This is a genomic window from Chitinophaga sp. YR573 (assembly GCF_900110995.1).
Classification (GTDB): Bacteria; Bacteroidota; Bacteroidia; order Chitinophagales; family Chitinophagaceae; genus Chitinophaga.
Window position 1 is genome coordinate 1428128 of the sequence record NZ_FOJF01000001.1, and the last position, 21335, is coordinate 1449462.

Genomic DNA, 21335 nt, shown 5'->3' on the forward strand with positions numbered 1-21335 from the left:
TCGATATGTTTACGGCAAAACATAATAGGCTCCGTTAGGAGCCCCGTGTTTGTAGCAAACGTATTAATCAATTCAATTTGACTCCGTTAGGAGTCCCCTACTAACTCATATATAGGGGACTCCTAACGGAGTCTGTGTTTGTTATGTATTATGTTTTGCTACAAACACGGGGCTCCTAACGGAGCCTTTTTAGTATCTACAAATACTTTTGATAGCCTGATTTTCTATTCCTGAGATAACTTCTTTTTCATATATTTATTAAATGACTTTATCTCAGTTAAAACAGGATATAATTGACAGATGGTTATCTGCTTATGATGAAGAAAATATACTGCCCCAGGCTGTAAAAACGGTCTATGCTCCAACTATCAGATTTGAATTAGGAGATTATAACAAAGATCAATTTGATGAATTAAGGATCCTTTCAACAGAAAGACTTCCTGGATATAATTTCATTTATGGACTGGATCAATTCAACAGACCCTGTTATTTTGAATACCAGCGCCAGGATAAAGTGTCTAAAAAAGGCTATTATACTTATACAGACTCACTAATCGAATATATAGAGTATGATGTTACAACAGCCTCCCCTTCCTGCATTCAGCGTATTATATATAAAGGGGATGAAAAAATCAGTTTCCAGTCAATAAGGATCAATGGAACAATAGATCCTGAATTACATGGAACAACCAAAACTGAGATCATGAATAATCTACTCAAAAATGAATATTCTCTTTTTTGCTGTTTTGAATTATATCATTACACAGATAACAGGATCAGCACTGCTGACTGTTTGTACATCGCTCCGGCATCAGGTGAATATCAATTACAGAAGAAATATAATTATAATGACGCCGGAGAACTGGATGAAATACTGGATACTTCCAGCGACAACAGTGTACTATACAGTTATGTAAAAACACCCACTAATATTACCTTACAGCAGTTGTCTGATCAGGTTTCCCAGCTAATAGCTACAGAAATTATAGCCACACTGAAAACGGTGGAGATGACAACACCAATGGGGATATTAGAAATTGATTTCCAGTCAATCGGTACTTTCAGTCCGGTGATAGGTATTTTTTCTCAGCAACAACAGGAGGATATTGAGAAGCTACAAGGTGAAGACAGAGTAACAGAACTGTTTTATTTTGATAACGAACGAACGCTGGTGGAAGGCCGGTCATTTGAACGCTTACTCTGGGCTTTTATGAACGAAGTAAATATATTGGAAGATTATGATCTGGCGATTGCCATGGCCAGAAAAACAGCGTGGATACTGAATAATAATAAATTGAATAATGAGATTCCCATTACAAAAAATTTCATGGCTTATTCCACTGACTGGGATGTGGAAGCTAAAGACTTTACCATTGTCTTAAAAGACTGCGGATTACCGGAAGAGGAAATTAACAAATGGAAAGATTAAAATAAAGAAAGAATACCAAATAAATAAGAAGGTGTGTTCTAGTAAGACATTAAAAGGCTCCGTCAGGAGCCCCGTGTTTGTAGAAAACATGTTAACCAACAAAATGCAGACTCCGTAGGAGTCCCCTAATTAGCGAATATCAGGGGACTCCTACGGAGTCAATTGAAGAGAATATAAACATTTGCTACAAACACGGGGCTCCTGACGGAGCCTATTATGTTTTGCGAAATGCATTATGTTTTACAGTAAACATATTGAAGGTGTATCAGTTATTTTAGATACACCCCCATGCTCCATTTTAATCGGAGGCCTTCTCCAGTACAAACACAAACGACTTCCCTTCATCAAAATATTTAGCAGCCATCTCTTTTATCTTTTCCGGTGTTACCTGCTTCAGCACATCATTATAATGCAATAACCCTGTAATATCTTCCCCTTCCCTGTTTTCATAAACGATCCTGTCCAGCCAGAAGCCATTATCTTTCAGCTTCAGTTCTATTGTCCGTTGTTGTTCAGCAATGAACTTTTCGACATTCTCTTTTGAAGGACCACTTTCTTTTATCTTCCTTAATTCATCTTTTACAGCGGCTACCAGTTTTTCTCTTTGCTGAGGAGAAGTAGTGAAACTAATATTCAGAGAATAGCGATTCACAGGATATTTATAAGTAGCAGGCGTTACACTAACAGTATATACACCTCCCTCTTCCTCTCTCAGTCTTTCCAGCAATCTTATATGAAGGCATTCTGATAAAGCATCCATCAACAGGTTCTCCTGCTGAGAATAATTGTATTGTCCTACATATGCCATTGCAACAGTTGCCTTGTCTTCTTTTCCCTTTTTGATAACCGCTGAGAAGCCTTTATCAGGAGGATACAACCCCAGGTCCCGTGCCGTTTCCTTACGTCCGTTCGCAGGCAGGACTGACAGGTATTTAAGCAGCAATGGCTCCATTTCTTCTACTGTAAAGCTGCCTACAATAGTAAATACAAAATCGGAAGCATCTGCAAAACGCTCTTTATAGATCGCTAATGCTCTATCTGCATTGATAGTATTTATTCTTTCTACTGTAGCTGCCGTTTTACGGATATTGTTCCCATATAATAAAGTGTTGACAGTATCAATAAAAACATTGGCAGGATTACTACGCCTGGTCACCACATTAGAACGTGCCTGTGCAATGCTGGCATTAAAAAAGTCCGGATCCAAACGGGGACTTGTAAAGTAAGCATAGATCAGTTCAAAAGCCTGTGGCAGATCCTCTTTCCCACTTACACCACTGATACCTTCATACCTTTCTGATATATAAGGAGCGATCTGCACATTTTTACCCGACAGATAATTTCTCAGCTGTACAGCATTATAAGTTCCTAATCCACTGGAACGCACAAGCGCCGTTGCATTACTGGCTGATTCATAATCAGCATCTGAATAAAGTGATGTACCACCCGGACTATATGCATATAGCTGTATCTCGTTATTCTTAAATGTTGTTGGCTTAAGTACAACAGTTACACCATTACTTAATACCAGCGTTGTAGTACCCAGCTGCTGGTCCTCCGTTTTCTTAATAATGCGACCAGCGGCCGGCAACTGCGCTGTTAAAGCCCCCTTGCCCAGATCTTCCTTGTAAGCAGCGACCTCCCCGTTTTGCACTGCGGAAATCCATGACAATACGGTTGTTTCAGATGGAAGTTGCGAAGAAGATGACACAACAAAAATATCCCGGTTGGTATCACGCTGATATTCCCTGATAACATTATTGATCTCTTCCAATTTGATAGCAGGTACTATACGTGCTGCGGCATTGTGATAATATTCAATGCCCGGCGCAGGTGATTTACCCAGGAAATAATTGAGGTACTGGTCTGCATAGGATTGAGATTTCTTTTTATTTTTCTCCAGGTAAAGGGCATCCATACCTTTCAGATAACTCTCCGTGGTCCTCTTCAGTTCTGCATCAGTAAAACCAAAACGTTTTACTTTTTCCATTTCTGTGTATACAGCTTTTACACCTCTTTCAATCTCTCCGGGTTTCAAAGTAATATTCACTGTAAATGCGTCCAGACAACCATACAAATCTTCAAACCCATTACCTGCATTGATATAAGCAGGATCAGCCACACGTACGGCCTCAGCCAGTCTTGCATTCATCATGCGACTGTAAAAGCTATGGATCAGTTCCTTGCGGTAATCATCCTCTGTACGTACTTCCTGAACCGGGAACTTATGCAATACCCGCAGGTATGTACTCGTCATCTCGTTATCAGTAATAGCAAGGAAATGATTTTCTCCTTTCAGCGGGACCGTATATTGTTCACGTTTACGGATCTTTGCCGGACTTTTCAGATCAGAGAACAAACGCTTAATCTCTCTTTCCATTTTTGCTTCATCAATATCTCCCACAATGATGAGCGCCTGTAAATCCGGACGATACCAGTCTTCGTAAAACGTCCTGATTTCTTTATAGCTGAAATGATTCAGTACTTCATCTGTTCCGATAGGTACACGTTCTGCATAACGGGAATGATTCAGTATCAAAGGCATCGTCTGATCCTGAATACGTTGCTCTACCCCTGTTCTCAAACGCTTTTCTTCCAGGATGACTCCCCTTTCTTTATCGATCTCAGTACCTTCCAGTAATGCTCCTTTTGCCCAGTCACGCATGATCTGTAATCCCTTCCCCAGCAATAAGCTATCGTCTGATGGCAGCGGCAGCTGGAAGATAGTCTCATCAAAAGTTGTATAGGCATTCAGGTCTGCACCGAAACGCACACCTGACTTCTGCAGATAATTTACCAGTTCGTTTTTAGGGAAATGAGTGGTGCCATTGAAATTCATGTGTTCCATGAAATGTGCCAGCCCACGCTGATTATCCGTTTCCAGTATTGAACCGACTTTATTGGCAAGATACATTACCACACGTCCTGAAGGCTCTGTATTCCTCTTAATGTAATATTGCATGCCATTGGCCAGTTTGCCCGTTTTTACTCCGGGGTCCAACGCAATCAACTTCTGTTTATCCTGCCCCAAAGCCACATGTGCGCATAACAGCAAAGTGGCCGACAGGTATCTTTTAAGCATCTTCATATTTTATCTTCTTTTCCTTCTTAAAAGCATAATTGCAACAGCGATTACTGTTATACCAGGCAGCACCACTAACAGGAACCACGTCATCATAGAAACACCATTGGCATTTGTCAGAATTGCATTATCGGTAGAAGGTTCCCTGTATGTATCAACAGGAAAATCATCAAACGAAAACCATCTGAATAACTCCATCATAAAAGTAAAATTACCTGTCTGAATATTGCTTCTCAGTAATTCTGCATTGCTCATAAAATCAGCATCTCCGGATACCAGGATCCTCTGTTCTTTCTTATTTATATTTCTGGTAAGCCCTATCACTACCGGGAATGCACCCTTCTCATCATGTAAGACATCGCTGAATTCTACTGAACGCAGACTATCATCTATCTGGGCAGTTCTGCGGATTGAATTAAGCGTATTGGCAACAATGAGAGGCGTTACTTTAAATGCATTCGAAGAATCCCATGAAAGTGTTGCTACACCTGGAAAAACCATTCCTGCCATAAGACGCGGAGATGGTCTGGCACCCAGCAATTGCATTCCTTCCGGAGTAAGTGGTGCATGGAACAGGGATGGCGCAAAATCCTCACTTTTCTGTAGTATCACACCAGCATCCAGTTTCACGCCTATCAGGTCGAGTAAAGGCTTGATGATATCCCTGCGCTTTGGTTCTCCGGCAATAAGCAGATTACCTCCTGCATCGAGATAATTTTTTATCTTATTCATTTCTACAGATGAATAAGGAGTACCGGGATCAGCGATTACTAATACTGCTACATCAGCGGGAAGATCTGCATCCTCAAGAGATAACTCATCCACATCAAATCCCTGATTTACCAAAGAACTACGGAAAGTAATTTCTGTAGTAGGCAATTTTATATCATTGTCACCCATTCTACGTATACTCCTTTCATTATGACCTTTCAGGAATATAGCTTTGGGTGGTATTACAGCCAGGCGTTTCAACGCAGCAGCAAACTCTTTCTCACTGGGTTGACGCATGATATCATCATACATCCGGAGATAAGCAGTTTTATTACCGTATTGTAAAATACGCACCACTCTATTCTGCTCACTGCTCAGGTCGATTATTTTACGGATCTCCGCAGGAGAGAGGAAATCTTTGAAATCCAGCTTCATGGAAGCCGTCATTTTGCGGGCTACTTCTTTTACGGGTAATCCTTTATTACGCATGAACAATTCAACATTGTTAAACGCAGTATCGTAATAGTAAACATACTTCACATCTATATCATGCTTAAAACGGAAATATTGGTCATACCGGGCTAAGTCTGTATTCCTGGAAGACGGCAATCCGGAATAATAGTTCTGGTCCAGTAAGTTTACATAAGTAGTCACCGTCAGCGGATCTTTCAGCTTACGCACGATCTCCTGCGTATTTGGGGTGAGTGTACGTCTTTTGTTGGCCGTCATATCTTTGTAAACGGTCAGCTGAGGACGGGCAGTAATATATCCGGTCAGCAGTGCCAGGGCGATAAGGGCGGTATAACGCGCCGATTTCAATGCCGGAGATTTAGACTCTCTGTCACCTTTAAGTTTCAGAATTGTAAGCCCAACAAACATGCAGATAACGATAACGAAATAGAACACATCTTTGCTGGTGATGAGCCCCTCTATAAACTCATCCACCCTTCCGGATATTGACAGAAAATAAGTAAGGTCCCTTACAAAATCAATGTCCTGCCATAAATTGCCTACATAATTCAAACCCGCCAGTAAAGCCAGTGTACTGATAGCCGCCACTACCTGGTAAGTGGTGAGTGAAGACATAAACAGACCAATAGCCGAATAAGCGCAAATCTGCAAAAACAGTCCGATGATACCGGAACTAATAAAAGACAGGTCCGCATCTTTAATAATAACTCCTGCGATGATTTCCAGCAGTACCAGGCAAAGCATCAGTAACACGCAATACGCTACCATTGCCAGGTATTTCCCCCACACCACAGCGCTCACTTTTACAGGAGAAGAATATACAAGTTTGATAGAGCCACTACCAGTTTCCCGGCTGATCAGCCCCATCGTCAATAAAGGGATATACAAATACAGGTACTCCTTCATTTTTGTGAATACACCAACATACCCGGAAAAAAGAGTCCCTGTCATGCCGGAAGAACCCATTCCCATTTGCTGGGAGCGTTCCATCCGTTCTATCAGATGACTGAATTCCCAGCCGGATTGTATCATAAATATGACCAGCACCACCCAGGCAACAGGAGAGTAAAACAGATTGCTGAGTTCTAACCGGGCTATTCTGAAAGCAATTTTCATCTTAAAAAATTTATTTAATCTTATTCAATGTCGTTCAGTTAAGCTCCGTTAGGAGCTTCGTGTTTGTAGAAAATATTTATATCCTCTTTAATTGACTCCGTAGGAGTCCCCTAACTCGCGAATAATAGGGGACTCCTACGGAGTCTGTGTTTATTGTTTAATGTGTTGCTACAAACACGGGGCTCCTAACGGAGCCTATTATGTTTTGTTACAAAAAATGGAGCTTAACTAAACTACATTGTAATCTTATTGGATAATCGTGCAAATATTTCTTCCAGAGAACTTCTTTCCAGATGGATCTCCTGCATCTTCCAGCCCCTGTTTACGCTGTATTCGATCATCTTTTCAGCGATGTCCGGAGAGGAATTAAAACTAACCCTGATCTTGGTGCTGGTCAGTACTTTCACCTGCGTAACCCCTTCAATAGCCAGCAATTCAGCTTCTGCCGGTGGATTTTTCAGATACAATACCATAGAGTCCGGCTCGATATAATTGTTGAAATCATCTACAGTTCCACTAAAAACAACTACTCCCTGTTCTATCATTTTGATAGTATCACAGGTTGCCTGTACTTCTGAAAGAATATGGGAAGAGAAGATAACAGAGCGGTCCTCTCCTATTTCTTTAATGAGACTTCTCACCTCTGTGATCTGGTTAGGATCAAGGCCATTCGTAGGCTCATCCAGTACTACCAGTTTAGGTTTGTGAATGATGGCCTGCGCTATCCCCACTCTCTGCTTGTATCCACCAGAGAGGTTCTTGAGCAGCCTGTTACTGAAATGGGCAACACCACATCTCTCTTTCGCTTCTTCCATAGACGAGCGGATCTTATTCTTAGGAATAAGTCGCATATAGGCACAGTGACGTAAATACTCATCTACTGTAAGGTCCAGGTATAATGGTGCATTCTGAGGCAGGAACCCAATCAGTTTTTTAGCTTCCAATGGTCGTGTGCGCAGATCAATGCCATCTATCAATACATTTCCCTGCGTTTGATTTAACACACCGCATAAAATGTTCATAGTGGTAGATTTGCCGGCTCCATTGGAACCCAGAAAACCAGTAATCCCCTTTTGCCTGATATCCAGGTTGATATCCTTTATAGCCCAGGCCTTACTGTACCTGTGCGAAAGGTTCTCAATTTTTACAATACTTGTATTCATAAACAGATTAATTCAAACAGGTTCTCTGGCATCACATAATAATGTGTTGCAGTAAATGAAAGGAATACCCGGAATACAAATGAATGTATTCCGGGTACCAGAACTACTGGTAGTCAGGATTTTGTATCAGGTTAGGATTGGCGTTAATAGCAGTTTGTGGCAGCGGGAAATAAGCCGCACGTGATTGCCATGTTGGTTTAAGCGCACCCAGCACAGTATTGATCCTGCCGGTTCTCCGAAGGTCGAACCAGCGATGGCCATTTTCACAGAAGAATTCATGTCTGTTCTCTTCTTCTATTTCCAGTGCAATAGCAGCAGCATCTGTGGATGTACTCGCATCTACTCCGGCACGTACACGTACCACATTCATATCGTCACGTCCTTCCACTGCACGCTGTAATTGTACCCTTGCTTCCGCACGGATCAGGTATTGTTCTGCCAGTCGGAGAACAGTAGGTGCTTCCATACGTCCGGTACCGTTAGCATTGGTAGTCACCTTGAATTTATAGGGTTGATTATTGATTGTACCCAGATAGGTAGTATCTCGTACCCATTTTGTACGTCGTACATCATTTGCCGCAAAGCTGTTGAGAAGATCAGACCGCAGTGAATACTGGGTATAGGTACTGGCAAAGCTCAGGCCTTCATAAGTATAACCGGTTATTGCCGAAAGGTATGAACCAAACTGTAAAATGGCTTCGCTGTTAGCTCTTACAAAGATATCACCGATAGTAGCTGTGCTTTTCATTACGAACAATGAACCACTGCCATCTATCACTTTAGAGGCTTCCTGCTCTGCAAGGCTCCATTGTCCGGTATACAGGTATACTCTTGCCAGCAATGCACTGGCTGCCCATTTGGTAATGACCGTCCTTGTACCGGCCACAGATGAATAATTGTCGGGCAATACATCACGGGCCTGTGTCAGGTCTGTAATGATCTGACTGTATATTTTGCTGGCAGAGTCTTTAGGTGCCAGTGCAGTCTGACTTACATCTGTTGTTAAGATCAGGGGTACATCTTTATACAGATTTACCAGGTAGAAATAACAGAGGCCACGCATAAATTTTGCGTTTGCAGTCATCTGAATTTTCAGTGAATCAGAAAGAGCTGTACTGGTTTCTACTCCTGCCAGCAGACTGTTAAACCTGTAAATACCGGCATACAGATCTACCCACATTGAATTGATGTTGTTGACTGCACTAGTGCTGGACAACGGCAGATAAGTATTCTTCTCTAATTCCTCATAGTTGGTGTTAGCTATAAATTGCATGTCATCAGCTGCCAGCGAAGTATTTGTTGTAAGATATAATGACATCGTCAGAGAGCCGGTGGTACTGCTCATAGCTCCGGATAATGCGGCCAGCGCTGTCTGTTTTGAACTGAACACCAATGAGCTGGACATCTCTGTAACAGGAGCAGGGATTTCTATCAGCTTTTCACAGCCAGTCAAACCTGCTATGAGTAATATATTGATAAGTGCTATTCGTCTCATTAGAAAGAAATTTTTAAGCCAGCAGATAAGGTACGTAACGGAGGCAGGGACATTCCCTGCGACTCAGGATCAAATCCTTTATACGAAGTGATCGTAAAAAGATTTTGTCCCTGTATATACAGCTTCGCTGCATTCATTTTCATTTTCAGTGCTATCTGAGCAGGCAGATCGTATGAGAAAGCAACGCTTTTCAGACGAATGAATGATGCATCCACCATCATGGCATCAGAGCTGAAATAGTTGCCTACGCTGCTGTTATAACCAGACAGTACATGACGTTCATCCGCAGGGCCATCAGCCAGGTATTTAGCCAGTGATGATTTAGATACATTGTAGATATATCCCGGAGGATATGAACCAGAGGCCAGCAGGTCTCTGCCGGTTTGTTTTACGAACTGGAGCATCACGTCCAGTGAAAAATGTTTGTAGGTAAATGAGTTACTAAAGCCACCAAAATATTTCGGGAAGCTGGTACCATAAAAGTACCGGTCACCCAGTTTTTTATCATATAACCCGTAAGAAATGGTCCCGCTCTTATCCAGATCCACTACTTTAGGCAGACCGGTGGTACTGTCATAACCTCCATATTTGTAAACATAGATGCTGGAAATAGGGTTACCTACAACATAGCTCGTGTAGTAAGAACTCTTTTCGATATTTGGGAAGGATTTCAGCTTGTTACGGTTCATCGAAACGTTCAGGTTGCTGGTCCAGGTAAAGTTCTTATGTATAATGTTGATAGTGTTCAATGTAAATTCCCAGCCGCTGTTCTGCACCTTAGCCGGCAGATTTGCCTGGTAGCTGCTGAAACCTGCCTGAGAGCTGATGGTATAGCTGATCAGCTGATTACCCGTATTATTGTTATAGTAAGAAGGTGTGAACCGTATCCTGTTCTTTAAGAATCCAAGTTCCAGCGCTATCTCCTGCTTTATCGTCTGTTCCCATTTGTAGTTACTGTTAGCGATACGTGAAGGAACCAATCCCGTAGAACCATTATAGTTATAGGAGGTAGATGAATAAGTATCCAGATAACCATAGTTACCGATGTTATCACTTCCGGTAACTCCATAGCTGCCACGCAGTTTTCCGCTGCTTAACCATTTCTGTTGACCGGCCATGAAAGGTTCATCAGTGAAGATCCATGCAGCACCGATGGAACCGAAGTTACCAAAGCGGTTGCTGGGCCCGAACCTGGAAGAACCATCCCTTCTGAAAATACCATTCAGTACATAGCGGTCTTTGTAAGTGTAGTTCAATCTTGCCAGTATGGAGGCGAACTTATAATCTGCAGAGCTGGACCTTGTTGAAACCGTTGCTGCTGATCCCAGATTTTCCAGGAATTCATCAGAAATAAAGTCCGATGCCAATGTATAATAAGGCTGTCTGGATTTCCTGTATTGCCAGGAGCCACCAACAAGCGCAGATATTGTACCCAGACCTACACCTCTCACATAACTCACCTGCGGTTCTACTATATAGTTGTTGGTATAACTGTAAGCAAATATGGCCCTTGAAGTATTAGTAGCCACTGACATATCCTGTGAAGCACGAGGGATCAACTGTGCCTGATCCATGTCTGCGCGGCCAAATCCTCCCATGATCTTAAATTCAAGCCCTGTAACAGGTCTGTAACGAATATTCAGATTGCTGTTCAGATTGGATGTTTTGTTACGGTTGGTACGCATCATAACAGCTATCGGGTTCTGCACCAGAAAACCGTTCCAATACAGACTTCCATCAGGGTTATATAAAGGATAGTTTGGGGAAGTCTGATATGCGCGGGCAGTCAGGTCTTCTACAGACAACCTGTTGTTATCAGCGCTATACATCGCTGAAAAGTTGATACCCAGTTTCTGGTCTGCTGTGTTGTGATTCAAACTGAAATTGGCTGATCCTCTTTTGTAGGATTTATCCAGGAAGTATACAGTTGTTTCATTATGATAGGTACCACTGATCAGGAAGTTTGTTCTCAGATCTCCACCTGATACACTTGCATTGACATCTGTGGATTTAGCTGTATTTCCTATCAGCAGTTTCTGAAAATCGGTATAAGCGTTCTGGTCCCAGAGTACCAGGTCCGGCGCATTGGTAGCCGTTTGTGTGGCACCGGTATTTTTGAAGCCCAGTTTGCGTATCGCCAGGTATTCCTGTGTATTCAGTTCCGGTACTGTTTTAGGGATATGCGAAGCTCCTGTGTTCACGTTCAGGTCAAACCTGGTTTTTCCCGGTTTGCCTTTTTTTGTGGTGATCAGTATCACACCATTAGCACCACGTGAGCCGTAGATCGCGGTAGCATCCCCGTCTTTCAGTACTTCGATACGTTCAATGTCTGCCGGACTGATACTGTTTAGCGGACTGGTAGAACCATTGGCGCCAATAATTTCAGTACCTGTCTGTAAATTGATAGCTTCAGACAGGAATGGTACTCCATCTACTATATAAAGCGGTGTAGAGGTTCTCAGCATGGAATTGATCCCTCTTACCTGTACATTAAAGCTGGAACCAGGGAAACCATTGTTCTGCACAATACTTAAACCGGGAACACGCCCCTGGAGCGCCTGCAATACATTCGTAACCGGCTGTTTTTCGATCGTTTTAGCATCCACACTGGACACACTACCGGTAGACAGGCGCTGGCTCTCTGTATAATATCCTTTGTTGACTATTACCTCTGACAGGTTGCTCACAACCGGCACCATGGTAATAGCAATATTAAAGTTCTCACCTTTGAAGACTTTCAGTGAAGCATTCTGTTGCCTGCTCTTAACAATGGCAGCAGTCAATCCTTCACCTGTGCTTTGAATCACTATTTCAACGGGCATATATCCCACTATAGATAATTGTACGATATCTCCCTGGACAATGTCACTCAGTGTAAATGTTCCCTTCTGAGAGGTGATAGTACCTGTATTGGTTCGTTTCAGCTTAATGGATACACCAGCCAGTAACTCTCCGGAAGTACTTCTTACAGTACCGGTGATCTCTCCCGGAGGTGGTAATGATGGGGGTTGAACAGCTGTTTTCTGCTGTGACAGGTAAATAGTTTTCCCTTCAATAATATATGATACGGGAAGATCTGCCAGCACAACATCCAGGAAGGATGTCAGTGACATATCCTTTACAGATACAGACACCGGTTTGGCATTCGTCAGTACATCCTGGTTATAGAATACCATGTACCCTGTTTGCTCTTCGATAGCACCAAAGACCTTCTTCAGGGAAAGGTTTTTTCCTGAAAGTGTTACATTTTGAGAAAAACCGGCAGCCTGAACATTCAAAAAAGCTACGGTCAGCAAGATCACTGTTAATTTCATTGCCCGATATAAATTTGAATAGGGACCTGTTCTGTCCTTTGGTCTTTGTAGCAGGTGCACGAAGATCCCGGACCAATCAGCATTTTTTTGCATAAATTGCATTGTTTGGTTGTTAAAATGAGTGTTGCAGCGAATTTTGACTAATACCATACGCCACCGAAAGTGTTCCACCACTTTCGGTTTTGTTTTTATGGTTGGTTTTTGATTTCAGATTACCAGGTAAGTATCATTGGCATTCCCGGTTTTGATTGATAACTATTATTTATAGACCACTAATTTTCGTCCCTGTTCAATTCTATAATGTACGCCGGTGGCCTGAAGACCTCTTAATAAACCGGCAAGATTCACATCCCTGCTTATTTTCCCGCCGAAACGGGTATCCGGTACTCCTGGTTCGTATACTACTTCAATATCATACCATCTGGACAGTTCACGCATCACTTCCTGTAAAGTGGCGCCATCAAAATAAAATGCACCGTTTTTCCAGGCCAGTACCTGTTCTGTATCAGCAGACACTACTTTGATGTTTCCCTGTTCCCCTATCTGCGCTGTATATCCGGGCCTTAGTATCGTGCTTTGCCCCTTTGCTACTACTTTTACGGCTCCGTTTACGAGCGTTGTATTCAAATATGGTTCTTCGGTGTATGCCTTTATATTAAAATCTGTACCTAATACGGCTATTTCTGCTCTGCCCGGAACATTCACGAAAAAGGGCTTCTGTTCATCTTTCTTTACTTCAAAATAGACCTCACCGCTGATATCCACCCTTCTATCCTTCCCTGTAAAGGCAGTAGGATAACGAATAGAGCTTTGTGCATTCAGCCATACCTGAGAGCCATCCGGTAACACCAGGTGGAATTGCCGGCCTCTGGGTGTTGTCATTGAATTATATACAATGGTATTGGCACTTCCATTGTTCTCATATAACAGCTTACCATTCAAAAGAACGGCCTTTACTCCCTGCTGATTTGCCACCTCACCATTCCGGAGGCTATCGAGTACCACTGTAGAGCCATCTCCAAGCGTCAGTATGGCTCCCTGGGTACCTGGGGCTATATCTGCCAGCTGTACTGCTTTTTCAGGTTTCAGTTGGGTCTGTTGTTTCCAGAACCATACACCACCCAGCAGCATTAAAATGACAGCTGCAGCAGCCCACCAGAAGCGAAGCCGTTTAACTGGCCTTTCTTTCCCTGCTATCTTCTGTTGAACCCTGTCCCAGTTATCATTATATGAAATACTATTATAATACTGAAGATCCGATACCGGCCACTGACCAGACACGATCTCATCATACACAACCTTGTTCTGTGGAGTCGCAGCCAGCCACTCATTAAGGGCCTGCTGCTCGTCGGAGTTTAATACGGCTCCTGACCAGCATTTATATAAAATACGAACTAATAAAGGAGAGATTTCAGAAGTTGGTTGCATATATGTATTAAAACGATCAAGGCAGGAAAGCGCAACAGAAATTTTAAATTATTTTTTCAGGATAGCCAGAAGGAGTAATACAACTTCCAATAACTGTTTATCATTCAATAGTTTACGTAATTGAAACAATGCCCTTGATTTTTCCATCCGGACATGGGCTTCCGACAAAGAAAGCAGCTCCGCTATCTCGGAAGTTTTCTTTTCTTCTAAGAAACTCCATTCCAGGATCTGACGGGAACGTTCCGGAAGATTGTTCAGTTCCCCGAGGATAATCTGTAATAATTCGGTTTGCAGCAGACGGGCATCAACAGCAATATCCGGTGTAGTACCGGTAGATATAAGCACATCTTCTGCTTTGTTTACCACATTACGGTGTTTCAGTAAATCATAGCAGTGATTGCGTACAGCAATATATAAGAATGATTTTATAGCATTGAAATGGGAGAATTGCTGTCTGCGTTCCCATAAGCTCGCAAATGCAGTACTGACGATATCTTCGGCCTCTTCTTTCTGGCCTATCAGCTTATGGGCAAAGTAACAAAGGGGGCGTAACTGTTCATTAAATATTATACGGAATGCAGCATCATCACCCTGCGAAAAGCGTGATATGATATTCGGATCATTATAAAGCTGATTAGTATCTGAAATGCCGTTATTGGCCAACCCCTTGCGTTTGAGCCAAATTTAATCAAAAACATTTATAAGTAAAAGGTAACTTCTGTGTGAGAATTAAATAGCTTTCTCCATTTCTATCAGTTCCAATGGCTCTTTAGGATTACCAGCATTAGTCGGAAAGGGTACCAATTTACCCGACCTGATAAATCCGCGGCGTTCATACCAGTTAATCAGTTCAGTCCTCACACTGATTACTGTGATAGTGATCGCAGTACAATGATGTTGTTTCGCAAAATTTTCTCCTTCTTCCAATAAAATTCTGCCTACTCCCTTATTCTGAACAGAAGGTGATACACTTAACATACCCAGATACAGTTTGGCCCCTTTAGTTTCAAGGTATACTGAACCAATTATTTTATTTGTCTCATCTGTTAACTTAAGGATCGTTACATCTTTGTTATCCAGATACTTTATGATCATTTGTTCATTCGCTCTTGTTCCTTCAACAAGATGACCTTCAGATGTCCATCCTTCATTTGAATCCCCTCCTTTATATGCGCTGTTAATTAAGTCAGTCAATTCAGGGATATCAGTCAGGGTAACTTTTTCTATCCTCATTAGTATGGCTATAGTTTTAGATGAATGCTAAGTTAAGAAGTAATTAATTACACGATTAAAGAAATTAAACCATTCACCTGTATCTGTTTCAGGAAATATTCATCATGAGATACTACCACTAGCGTTCCCTTATATTGGTTAATGGCAGCTGTCAGGATTTCTATGTTTTGAATATCCAGGTTGTTTGTAGGCTCATCCAACACAATGATATCCGGAGCCTGATTACTGATCGTTAAGCAACAAAGTATCAATCGCATTTTCTCTCCACCGCTAAGGGTTTCACATAGCTTATCCCAATACTCTTTTGTAAACAGGAACCGGTTCAGGCGAATCTTGATTTCATGTTCCTGTAACGCACCGGAATTAAACTGTTGCGCCTGTTCGTAAACGCTGCGTGTATTATCAATTAATGAATAGTCCTGGTCGATATAAACGGCTTTAACAACAGCTCTTTCAATAGTTCCTGATCGGGGTTGAAGTTCGCCCAGCATCATTTTAATCAGTGTTGTTTTACCTGAACCATTCAATCCTTTAACAACAATACGTTCCCCACTCCTGATCTGAAAATCCAGCCCCTGTTTCCAGAGTAACTGATCATTATATCCAACATTCACGTCCTTTGCGGTGACTAGTATTTTCCCATTATGAAGAGCGGAATTATCAAAATCCATCTTCATCTTATCCATATCCGGTAGCTCTTTCCTTAATTGATTCAGCTCGTCAGCAATAGAAGTTACTTTTTCATCATGAACTCCTTTCAAACGGGAAGTACTTTTCTCCGCATTGTTTCTGAGTGTATTCATTGAAATAGTAGGAAGTCCTGCCTTTTCCTGTTTCTTCTTTCCGCGGGCATCCAGTTTTTGTTGTCGTTCCAAAGATTCTTTTTCAGTTTCTTTTGCTTTACGCAATGCTTTTTCTTTGCTCTTCAGGTCCTGATTCAAAGTCTCACTTTCAATTATTTTCTGTTCTGCATAGAAATCATAATTACCACCATAGATGGTGATACCACGTTTACTGAGTTCATAAACAGTATTCAAAAGATTCAGCAATGTTCTGTCGTGACTCACTACTACTAAAGTATTTGTAGTTGAGTTTATATAATCATACAGCATGTTTCTGCTGAATGTATCTAAATGATTACTTGGTTCATCCAATAAAACTATATCAGGTTGATGTATATGGATTCCCGCAAGAAAAACTTTCGTTTTCTGACCACCACTAAGGGTTGCCATTTGTTGGGTCAGGTCTGATTCATTTAGTTTCCAATGGGCAAAGGCTTCTTTACAACGTTCTTCAATCGCCCAGTCATCATCCAGTAATGTCAGGTTTTCATCTGTTACATTACCATCCAGAATTTCCTTTAATGCAGTTAGTTTATCTGCAATCTGAAGGGCCTGAGCAACACTGTAATCATTAAACTGACCGAAAATCTGTGGTATGTAATAAGGCTTTGAATCCGTTTTCACAAGTCCGTGTGAAGGATGTAAGTTTCCTGTTAATATTTTTAGAAGGGTAGATTTCCCTGCACCATTATTGCCTATTAATGCAATTTTATCTTGTTTGTTAATGCTGAGATTAATATCAGTAAACAGTAAATCCCTGTTGGGATGCAGGTAGGTGATACCTTGAAGAATAAGCATAACTTCTTTCTTTGAAGAGTGAATAATTACGGAGCCCGCTGTGCCGGCCCTGTTTATTTTCCTGAAAGAAATTATATCTTACATTGAAGAATGTGTATTTGGTTTACGGTTGCAAAAGTAAGAAATTTTCCCACGCAACAAAATTCATTGATTCCCGGAGATAATTAACTCATTAAAAATCAAACCCTCTTATGATCAGAAGAAGTCCCTTCCTGTTATTATTTTTATCCTGCTGTACCTTCCTGAATAGCTATTGTCAGCAAAAAACTTTCTTTACCTCTGACAGTGTTGCCCTTTATCTGAGAATATCCGGAAAAGGAACGCCTTGTATTTATATACATGGGGGACCCGGCGCATGGAGTAAAACATTTGAAGCCATGGGAGGCAGTGAACTGGAGAAGAATCTGACCATGTATTATTATGATCAGCGGGGATGTGGACGATCTCAGGATGCACACAACGGCGATTATAGTATGGACAGGATGATAGAAGATATTGAAAACATCCGCTCTATTACCGGATCTGATAAAGTTTACCTGATGGCCCATTCGTTTGGTGGTATTCTGGCATTTAAATATGCGCAGAAATATAAGGATCATGTGAAAGGACTTATCATGCTGGATGTTACATTGAGTTTGAAAAATTCATTAATCACACAGATCCATTATATAAGTACATTGATTGGTAAAAATCTACCTGTCAATGATACTGCATTCATGTCTTCTTTTATGGCTGCCAGAAAGGAAATTGCAGCGCAGAAACTTGACTATAAAATGTTATCAGAGAATAAAAGTACTGTTGAAAAACTGGATAGCATTGATAAAACAAACCCTGGTGATTTTGGATTTGCAAAAGTAGCATTCAGTATACCAGCATATAGTGCTGATTACACGAAAGAAACAGCAAGCCTACAAGTACCTGTACTCGTTATTTCAGGATTAAAGGACCATGCGGTAGGGCCGGATCATTATAAACTATTTCATTTCCCCAAACAGCAGACTGTGTTGATAGATGGCGGACATGTATTGTATTATGAGAAGAATGATAAATTTGTACATGCGGTGAGTGCATTTGTAAAGTAGATATAAATCAACCTCTTAAATGTATGTTAAATGTCAGTTTTTATAGCGTAGTCATCAAAACTTCTTCCTGTTAAAACAGTCATATTATTGAATCGTTTTAATACAGGATCATGAAAAAGAGCATTAAATTATTCGCGATCATCTTAATGATGAATGTAGGTTTTACTAAAGCCTATTCACAAGTTAGTGTAGGCATTGGCCTGTCTGTACACATTGCACCTCCACCTTTGCCGGTCTATACACAACCTGAATGCCCGGTCGATGGTTATTTATGGACTCCTGGTTATTGGGCCTATGGTGTTGATGGCTATTATTGGGTACCTGGCGTTTGGGTAGCTCCACCACAACCCGGATTATTATGGACACCTGGCTATTGGGGGTACGAAGGTGGTGTATACGCTTTTCATAATGGTTATTGGGCGCATCACATCGGATTTTATGGCGGCGTCAACTATGGCGGCGGTTATATAGGTACAGGATTTTACGGCGGCGAATGGCGTGGCGGAACCTTTAGGTACAACACCGCTGTTGTAAATGTTAACCGCACTGTTGTTCATAATACCTATATAAATAATACCGTTATTAACCGTACAACTGTTGTGAACCGCACCAGTTTTAATGGCCCTGGTGGCATAAACGTGCGGCCTCGTCCGGAAGAACGTGTAGCGATGAATGAGCATCACATTCAGCCTACTGCGGACCAACGATCACATGAGCAGGTCGCTCACAGAGAATATACATCGGTAAATCATGGGCGCCCGGCTATCACAGCCATGAACAGAGCTAGTAACAGCCATGCCAATGTAAACGGAATGCCTCATGGAGGATTGAGTAATCATGCTAGTCCAGCAATGGCTCAGCACCAGCAAAATCATATGCAATACCCACAGGCACGAATGCACCCTTTAATGGCACAGCATCAGGCATATCCACGAATGCAGTCCCCTCAGGGTCGAAGGGCAATGGGAGGCAACGGTCAGCATCACGAACGGCGTATATAAAAGATCTATAAAGATTTTCTAAAACTATCAACAGTGTTAATACCTTTAAAGACATAAAGAGGGTGTCAAATCTTTTTGACACCCTCTTATTATTACTCTTTCCCTATGGAATCAATTATATCTTCTGCAGAATCAGATTTCGGATTCGGACCATATTCATTCGATCCTTCAACACCATCCTGAAACAACAGCACAAAAACATAAAACGGAATGATCTGCCACCAACCGCTTTTACCTACATCATGGCATCTTTTAGCTCCCTGAGCATACAGCAACCAGAGCATAGGTATTAACAGGATAAGAAATATAATGCCGAATATACCTGCAGAGGCGCCCCCTGATGCCATCGCTGATGGTAAAACATTGAGGATAATTACAAAGATTGCATAAATAATCACAGAAATGCCGTATTCGGTCCTTCTGATACGTCCCTCAAACGAAAAAGGTGTTTTAAACATGTAGATTGATTTTAAATGAAATAGAAGATATTTTGGGTATAGGTTGTCCCTGTCACATACATGACAAACTAAAGTAATATATTTTCATTGAAATAACCTAAGTCTTTTATAAAATTTATCTATTTTTGTAATGATCAATACAAAATACATGAGAGGCAGACCAACCATATACGACGATAAGGATGTTTTGGAGAAAGCACAGAAAGTCTTTTGGACTAAAGGCTTTACAGCCACCTCTTTAGAAGATATTCTCAGCGCCATGGGGATTGGTAGCGGTAGCTTTTACAACGCCTTTAAAGGCGGGAAAAAGGAACTATTCAGAAAGGCAATCCTCCAACGCAGGGAAGCATTTAACCAGTTTAAAGAAGAACTGAATAAGAGCAATGCTCCCATAGACCTGATCAAAGACTTTTTCCGTAGTATCTCAAAAGACGACAGGCAAACCCATTTGCAAGGTTGCATCATCGTTAACACCGTTGTAGAAATGGCATCTCTTGATGAAGACCTCGAAAAAGAAGCTGTAACGATCTTAATGGAAGTAGAGCAGATGTTTACTGCCGCCATTGAGAAAGCACAGAAAAAAGGGACATTAAAAAACCAGACAGACCCGGTAGTTTTAGGCCGTTACCTGATTACATTCTGGGGTGGTTTAAATGTTTTAAGACGTATGTATCCAGATCACAAACAGCTCATTAAACAGATTGACATGCAGCTGGAAATCATCAGCTAATTTTTTTATCCAATTTTGTAGTAATCAACACAAAAATAAAAAACTCTTATGGATTTACAATTGAGAGCAAAGACTGCCTTTGTTAGCGGATCAACACAGGGTATTGGCTTTGCTATTGCCAGACTATTACTTATTGAAGGTGCAAAAGTTATCATCAATGGAAGAACACAGGAAAGAATAGATCTTGCTGTAGAAAAACTAAAGCAGGAAATACCAGCAGCGGAAATTTCAGGAATAGTGGCAGATTTCGCCAATGTGGAAGAGGTAAATAAGTTATTAGCGGAACTCCCTGATATCGATATTTTAATAAACAACGTAGGCATATTTGATCTCAAACCATTCACGGATATCCCCGATGAAGAATGGACAAGATTCTTTGAGATAAATGTATTAAGCGGTATCCGGCTGTCCAGGTCTTTATTGCCTAAAATGCTGGCAAATAACCAGGGGAGAATAATTTTCATCAGCAGTGAATCCGGTATCAATATCCCCGAACACATGATCCATTATGGTATGACTAAAACTGCTATGCTGTCTATCAGTCGTGGTCTTGCGCAGCTTACTAAAAACACAGCAGTTACCGTAAATACTATCTTAGGCGGGCCAACCTACTCCGAAGGTGTAGCGGGTGCAGTTGAGCAAATTTCAGCAGCACAGAAACAGCCTGTTGAACAGGTGAAAAAGGACCTGATGACAGCGTTAAATCCCACTTCATTATTACAACGCTTTATTGATCCTGCTGAAATTGCTACGCTGGCAGTATATCTTTCCAGTCCGCTGTCAATAGCTACCAATGGTGCTGCGCTTCGCGCAGATGGGGGTGTTCTCAATACTATTATATAAGTATACGCAACAAAACATAAAAGGCTCCGTTAGGAGCCCCGTGTTTGTAGAAAACAAATAAAACAACAAACACAGACTCCGTTAGGAGTCCCCTAAATTTGCTGGTATCAGGGGACTCCTAACGGAGTCTATTATGTAG

Annotated in this window: 15 protein-coding genes; 5 read left to right on the top strand and 10 right to left on the bottom strand. The window is 41.5% G+C overall.

Annotated elements, in window-relative coordinates:
- Positions 1–262 precede the first annotated feature (262 nt).
- A complete protein-coding gene (locus tag BMW86_RS05965; RefSeq protein ID WP_089779901.1) occupies positions 263–1429 on the top strand; it encodes a hypothetical protein in 1167 nt (388 codons plus the stop codon).
- A gap of 298 nt (positions 1430–1727) precedes the next feature.
- Here BMW86_RS05965 and BMW86_RS05970 read toward each other — a convergent pair whose 3' ends face one another.
- From BMW86_RS05970 to abc-f, 9 genes are all read right to left on the bottom strand, one after another.
- The gene (locus BMW86_RS05970; RefSeq protein WP_089779903.1) at positions 1728–4517 is read right to left on the bottom strand and encodes a M16 family metallopeptidase; all 2790 of its coding nucleotides are present in this window, start codon (positions 4515–4517) and stop codon (positions 1728–1730) included.
- A 3-nt stretch (positions 4518–4520) separates the two neighbouring features.
- The gene (locus tag BMW86_RS05975) at positions 4521–6809 is read right to left on the bottom strand and encodes a DUF4350 domain-containing protein (protein WP_089779905.1); all 2289 of its coding nucleotides are present in this window, start codon (positions 6807–6809) and stop codon (positions 4521–4523) included.
- Positions 6810–7042: 233 nt separating this feature from the next.
- A complete protein-coding gene (locus BMW86_RS05980; protein WP_089779907.1) occupies positions 7043–7972 on the bottom strand; it encodes an ABC transporter ATP-binding protein in 930 nt (309 codons plus the stop codon).
- 103 nt (positions 7973–8075) lie between these two features.
- Positions 8076–9467 carry a RagB/SusD family nutrient uptake outer membrane protein gene (locus BMW86_RS05985; RefSeq protein WP_089779909.1) on the bottom strand — a complete coding sequence of 464 codons (1392 nt, stop codon included), beginning with the start codon at positions 9465–9467 and terminating at the stop codon, positions 8076–8078.
- The gene (locus BMW86_RS05990; protein WP_177189167.1) at positions 9467–12781 is read right to left on the bottom strand and encodes a SusC/RagA family TonB-linked outer membrane protein; all 3315 of its coding nucleotides are present in this window, start codon (positions 12779–12781) and stop codon (positions 9467–9469) included. The genes BMW86_RS05985 and BMW86_RS05990 overlap by 1 nt, the downstream gene beginning before the upstream one ends.
- A 258-nt stretch (positions 12782–13039) precedes the next feature.
- Complete coding sequence (locus tag BMW86_RS05995; RefSeq protein WP_089779913.1) at positions 13040–14209, bottom strand: FecR domain-containing protein; 1170 nt, start codon at positions 14207–14209, stop codon at positions 13040–13042.
- Positions 14210–14257: 48 nt separating this feature from the next.
- Entirely contained in the window at positions 14258–14872 is a 615-nt protein-coding gene (locus BMW86_RS06000; protein ID WP_177189168.1) for an RNA polymerase sigma factor, read from the bottom strand.
- A gap of 66 nt (positions 14873–14938) precedes the next feature.
- On the bottom strand, positions 14939–15442 hold the full coding sequence (locus tag BMW86_RS06005) for a GNAT family N-acetyltransferase (protein ID WP_089779917.1): 504 nt from the start codon (positions 15440–15442) through the stop codon (positions 14939–14941).
- A gap of 47 nt (positions 15443–15489) precedes the next feature.
- On the bottom strand, positions 15490–17082 hold the full coding sequence (gene abc-f, locus BMW86_RS06010) for a ribosomal protection-like ABC-F family protein (protein ID WP_089779919.1): 1593 nt from the start codon (positions 17080–17082) through the stop codon (positions 15490–15492).
- A 191-nt stretch (positions 17083–17273) separates the two neighbouring features.
- Between abc-f and BMW86_RS06015 the strand changes: the two genes are divergently transcribed.
- Together BMW86_RS06015 and BMW86_RS06020 are read left to right on the top strand one after the other, a co-directional pair.
- Positions 17274–18164 (top strand): alpha/beta fold hydrolase, encoded by an 891-nt coding sequence (locus BMW86_RS06015; RefSeq protein ID WP_089779922.1) that lies wholly within the window; start codon positions 17274–17276, stop codon positions 18162–18164.
- Positions 18165–18274: 110 nt separating this feature from the next.
- The gene (locus BMW86_RS06020) at positions 18275–19165 is read left to right on the top strand and encodes a YXWGXW repeat-containing protein (protein ID WP_218149121.1); all 891 of its coding nucleotides are present in this window, start codon (positions 18275–18277) and stop codon (positions 19163–19165) included.
- A gap of 92 nt (positions 19166–19257) precedes the next feature.
- Here the strand turns inward: BMW86_RS06020 and BMW86_RS06025 are convergent, their stop codons facing one another.
- On the bottom strand, positions 19258–19623 hold the full coding sequence (locus tag BMW86_RS06025; protein ID WP_089779924.1) for a DUF805 domain-containing protein: 366 nt from the start codon (positions 19621–19623) through the stop codon (positions 19258–19260).
- 148 nt (positions 19624–19771) lie between these two features.
- On the opposite strand from BMW86_RS06025, the gene BMW86_RS06030 reads away from it, so the two are divergent.
- On the top strand, positions 19772–20353 hold the full coding sequence (locus BMW86_RS06030) for a TetR/AcrR family transcriptional regulator (protein ID WP_089779926.1): 582 nt from the start codon (positions 19772–19774) through the stop codon (positions 20351–20353).
- 48 nt (positions 20354–20401) lie between these two features.
- Entirely contained in the window at positions 20402–21196 is a 795-nt protein-coding gene (locus BMW86_RS06035; protein WP_089779928.1) for an SDR family NAD(P)-dependent oxidoreductase, read from the top strand.
- Positions 21197–21335: the final 139 nt, after the last annotated feature.

What these genes read in the sequence shown, in the direction of transcription:
- BMW86_RS06015 (WP_089779922.1), top strand. Translation starts at nt 17,274, where the DNA reads ATGATCAGAAGAAGTCCCTTCCTGTTATTATTTTTATCCTGCTGTACC.
- BMW86_RS05965 (WP_089779901.1), top strand. Translation starts at nt 263, where the DNA reads ATGACTTTATCTCAGTTAAAACAGGATATAATTGACAGATGGTTATCT.
- BMW86_RS05985 (WP_089779909.1), bottom strand. Translation starts at nt 9,467, where the DNA reads ATGAGACGAATAGCACTTATCAATATATTACTCATAGCAGGTTTGACT.
- BMW86_RS05970 (WP_089779903.1), bottom strand. Translation starts at nt 4,517, where the DNA reads ATGAAGATGCTTAAAAGATACCTGTCGGCCACTTTGCTGTTATGCGCA.
- BMW86_RS05990 (WP_177189167.1), bottom strand. Translation starts at nt 12,781, where the DNA reads ATGAAATTAACAGTGATCTTGCTGACCGTAGCTTTTTTGAATGTTCAG.
- BMW86_RS05980 (WP_089779907.1), bottom strand. Translation starts at nt 7,972, where the DNA reads ATGAATACAAGTATTGTAAAAATTGAGAACCTTTCGCACAGGTACAGT.
- abc-f (WP_089779919.1), bottom strand. Translation starts at nt 17,082, where the DNA reads ATGCTTATTCTTCAAGGTATCACCTACCTGCATCCCAACAGGGATTTA.
- BMW86_RS06020 (WP_218149121.1), top strand. Translation starts at nt 18,275, where the DNA reads ATGAAAAAGAGCATTAAATTATTCGCGATCATCTTAATGATGAATGTA.
- BMW86_RS05995 (WP_089779913.1), bottom strand. Translation starts at nt 14,209, where the DNA reads ATGCAACCAACTTCTGAAATCTCTCCTTTATTAGTTCGTATTTTATAT.
- BMW86_RS05975 (WP_089779905.1), bottom strand. Translation starts at nt 6,809, where the DNA reads ATGAAAATTGCTTTCAGAATAGCCCGGTTAGAACTCAGCAATCTGTTT.
- BMW86_RS06005 (WP_089779917.1), bottom strand. Translation starts at nt 15,442, where the DNA reads ATGAGGATAGAAAAAGTTACCCTGACTGATATCCCTGAATTGACTGAC.
- BMW86_RS06025 (WP_089779924.1), bottom strand. Translation starts at nt 19,623, where the DNA reads ATGTTTAAAACACCTTTTTCGTTTGAGGGACGTATCAGAAGGACCGAA.
- BMW86_RS06035 (WP_089779928.1), top strand. Translation starts at nt 20,402, where the DNA reads ATGGATTTACAATTGAGAGCAAAGACTGCCTTTGTTAGCGGATCAACA.
- BMW86_RS06030 (WP_089779926.1), top strand. Translation starts at nt 19,772, where the DNA reads ATGAGAGGCAGACCAACCATATACGACGATAAGGATGTTTTGGAGAAA.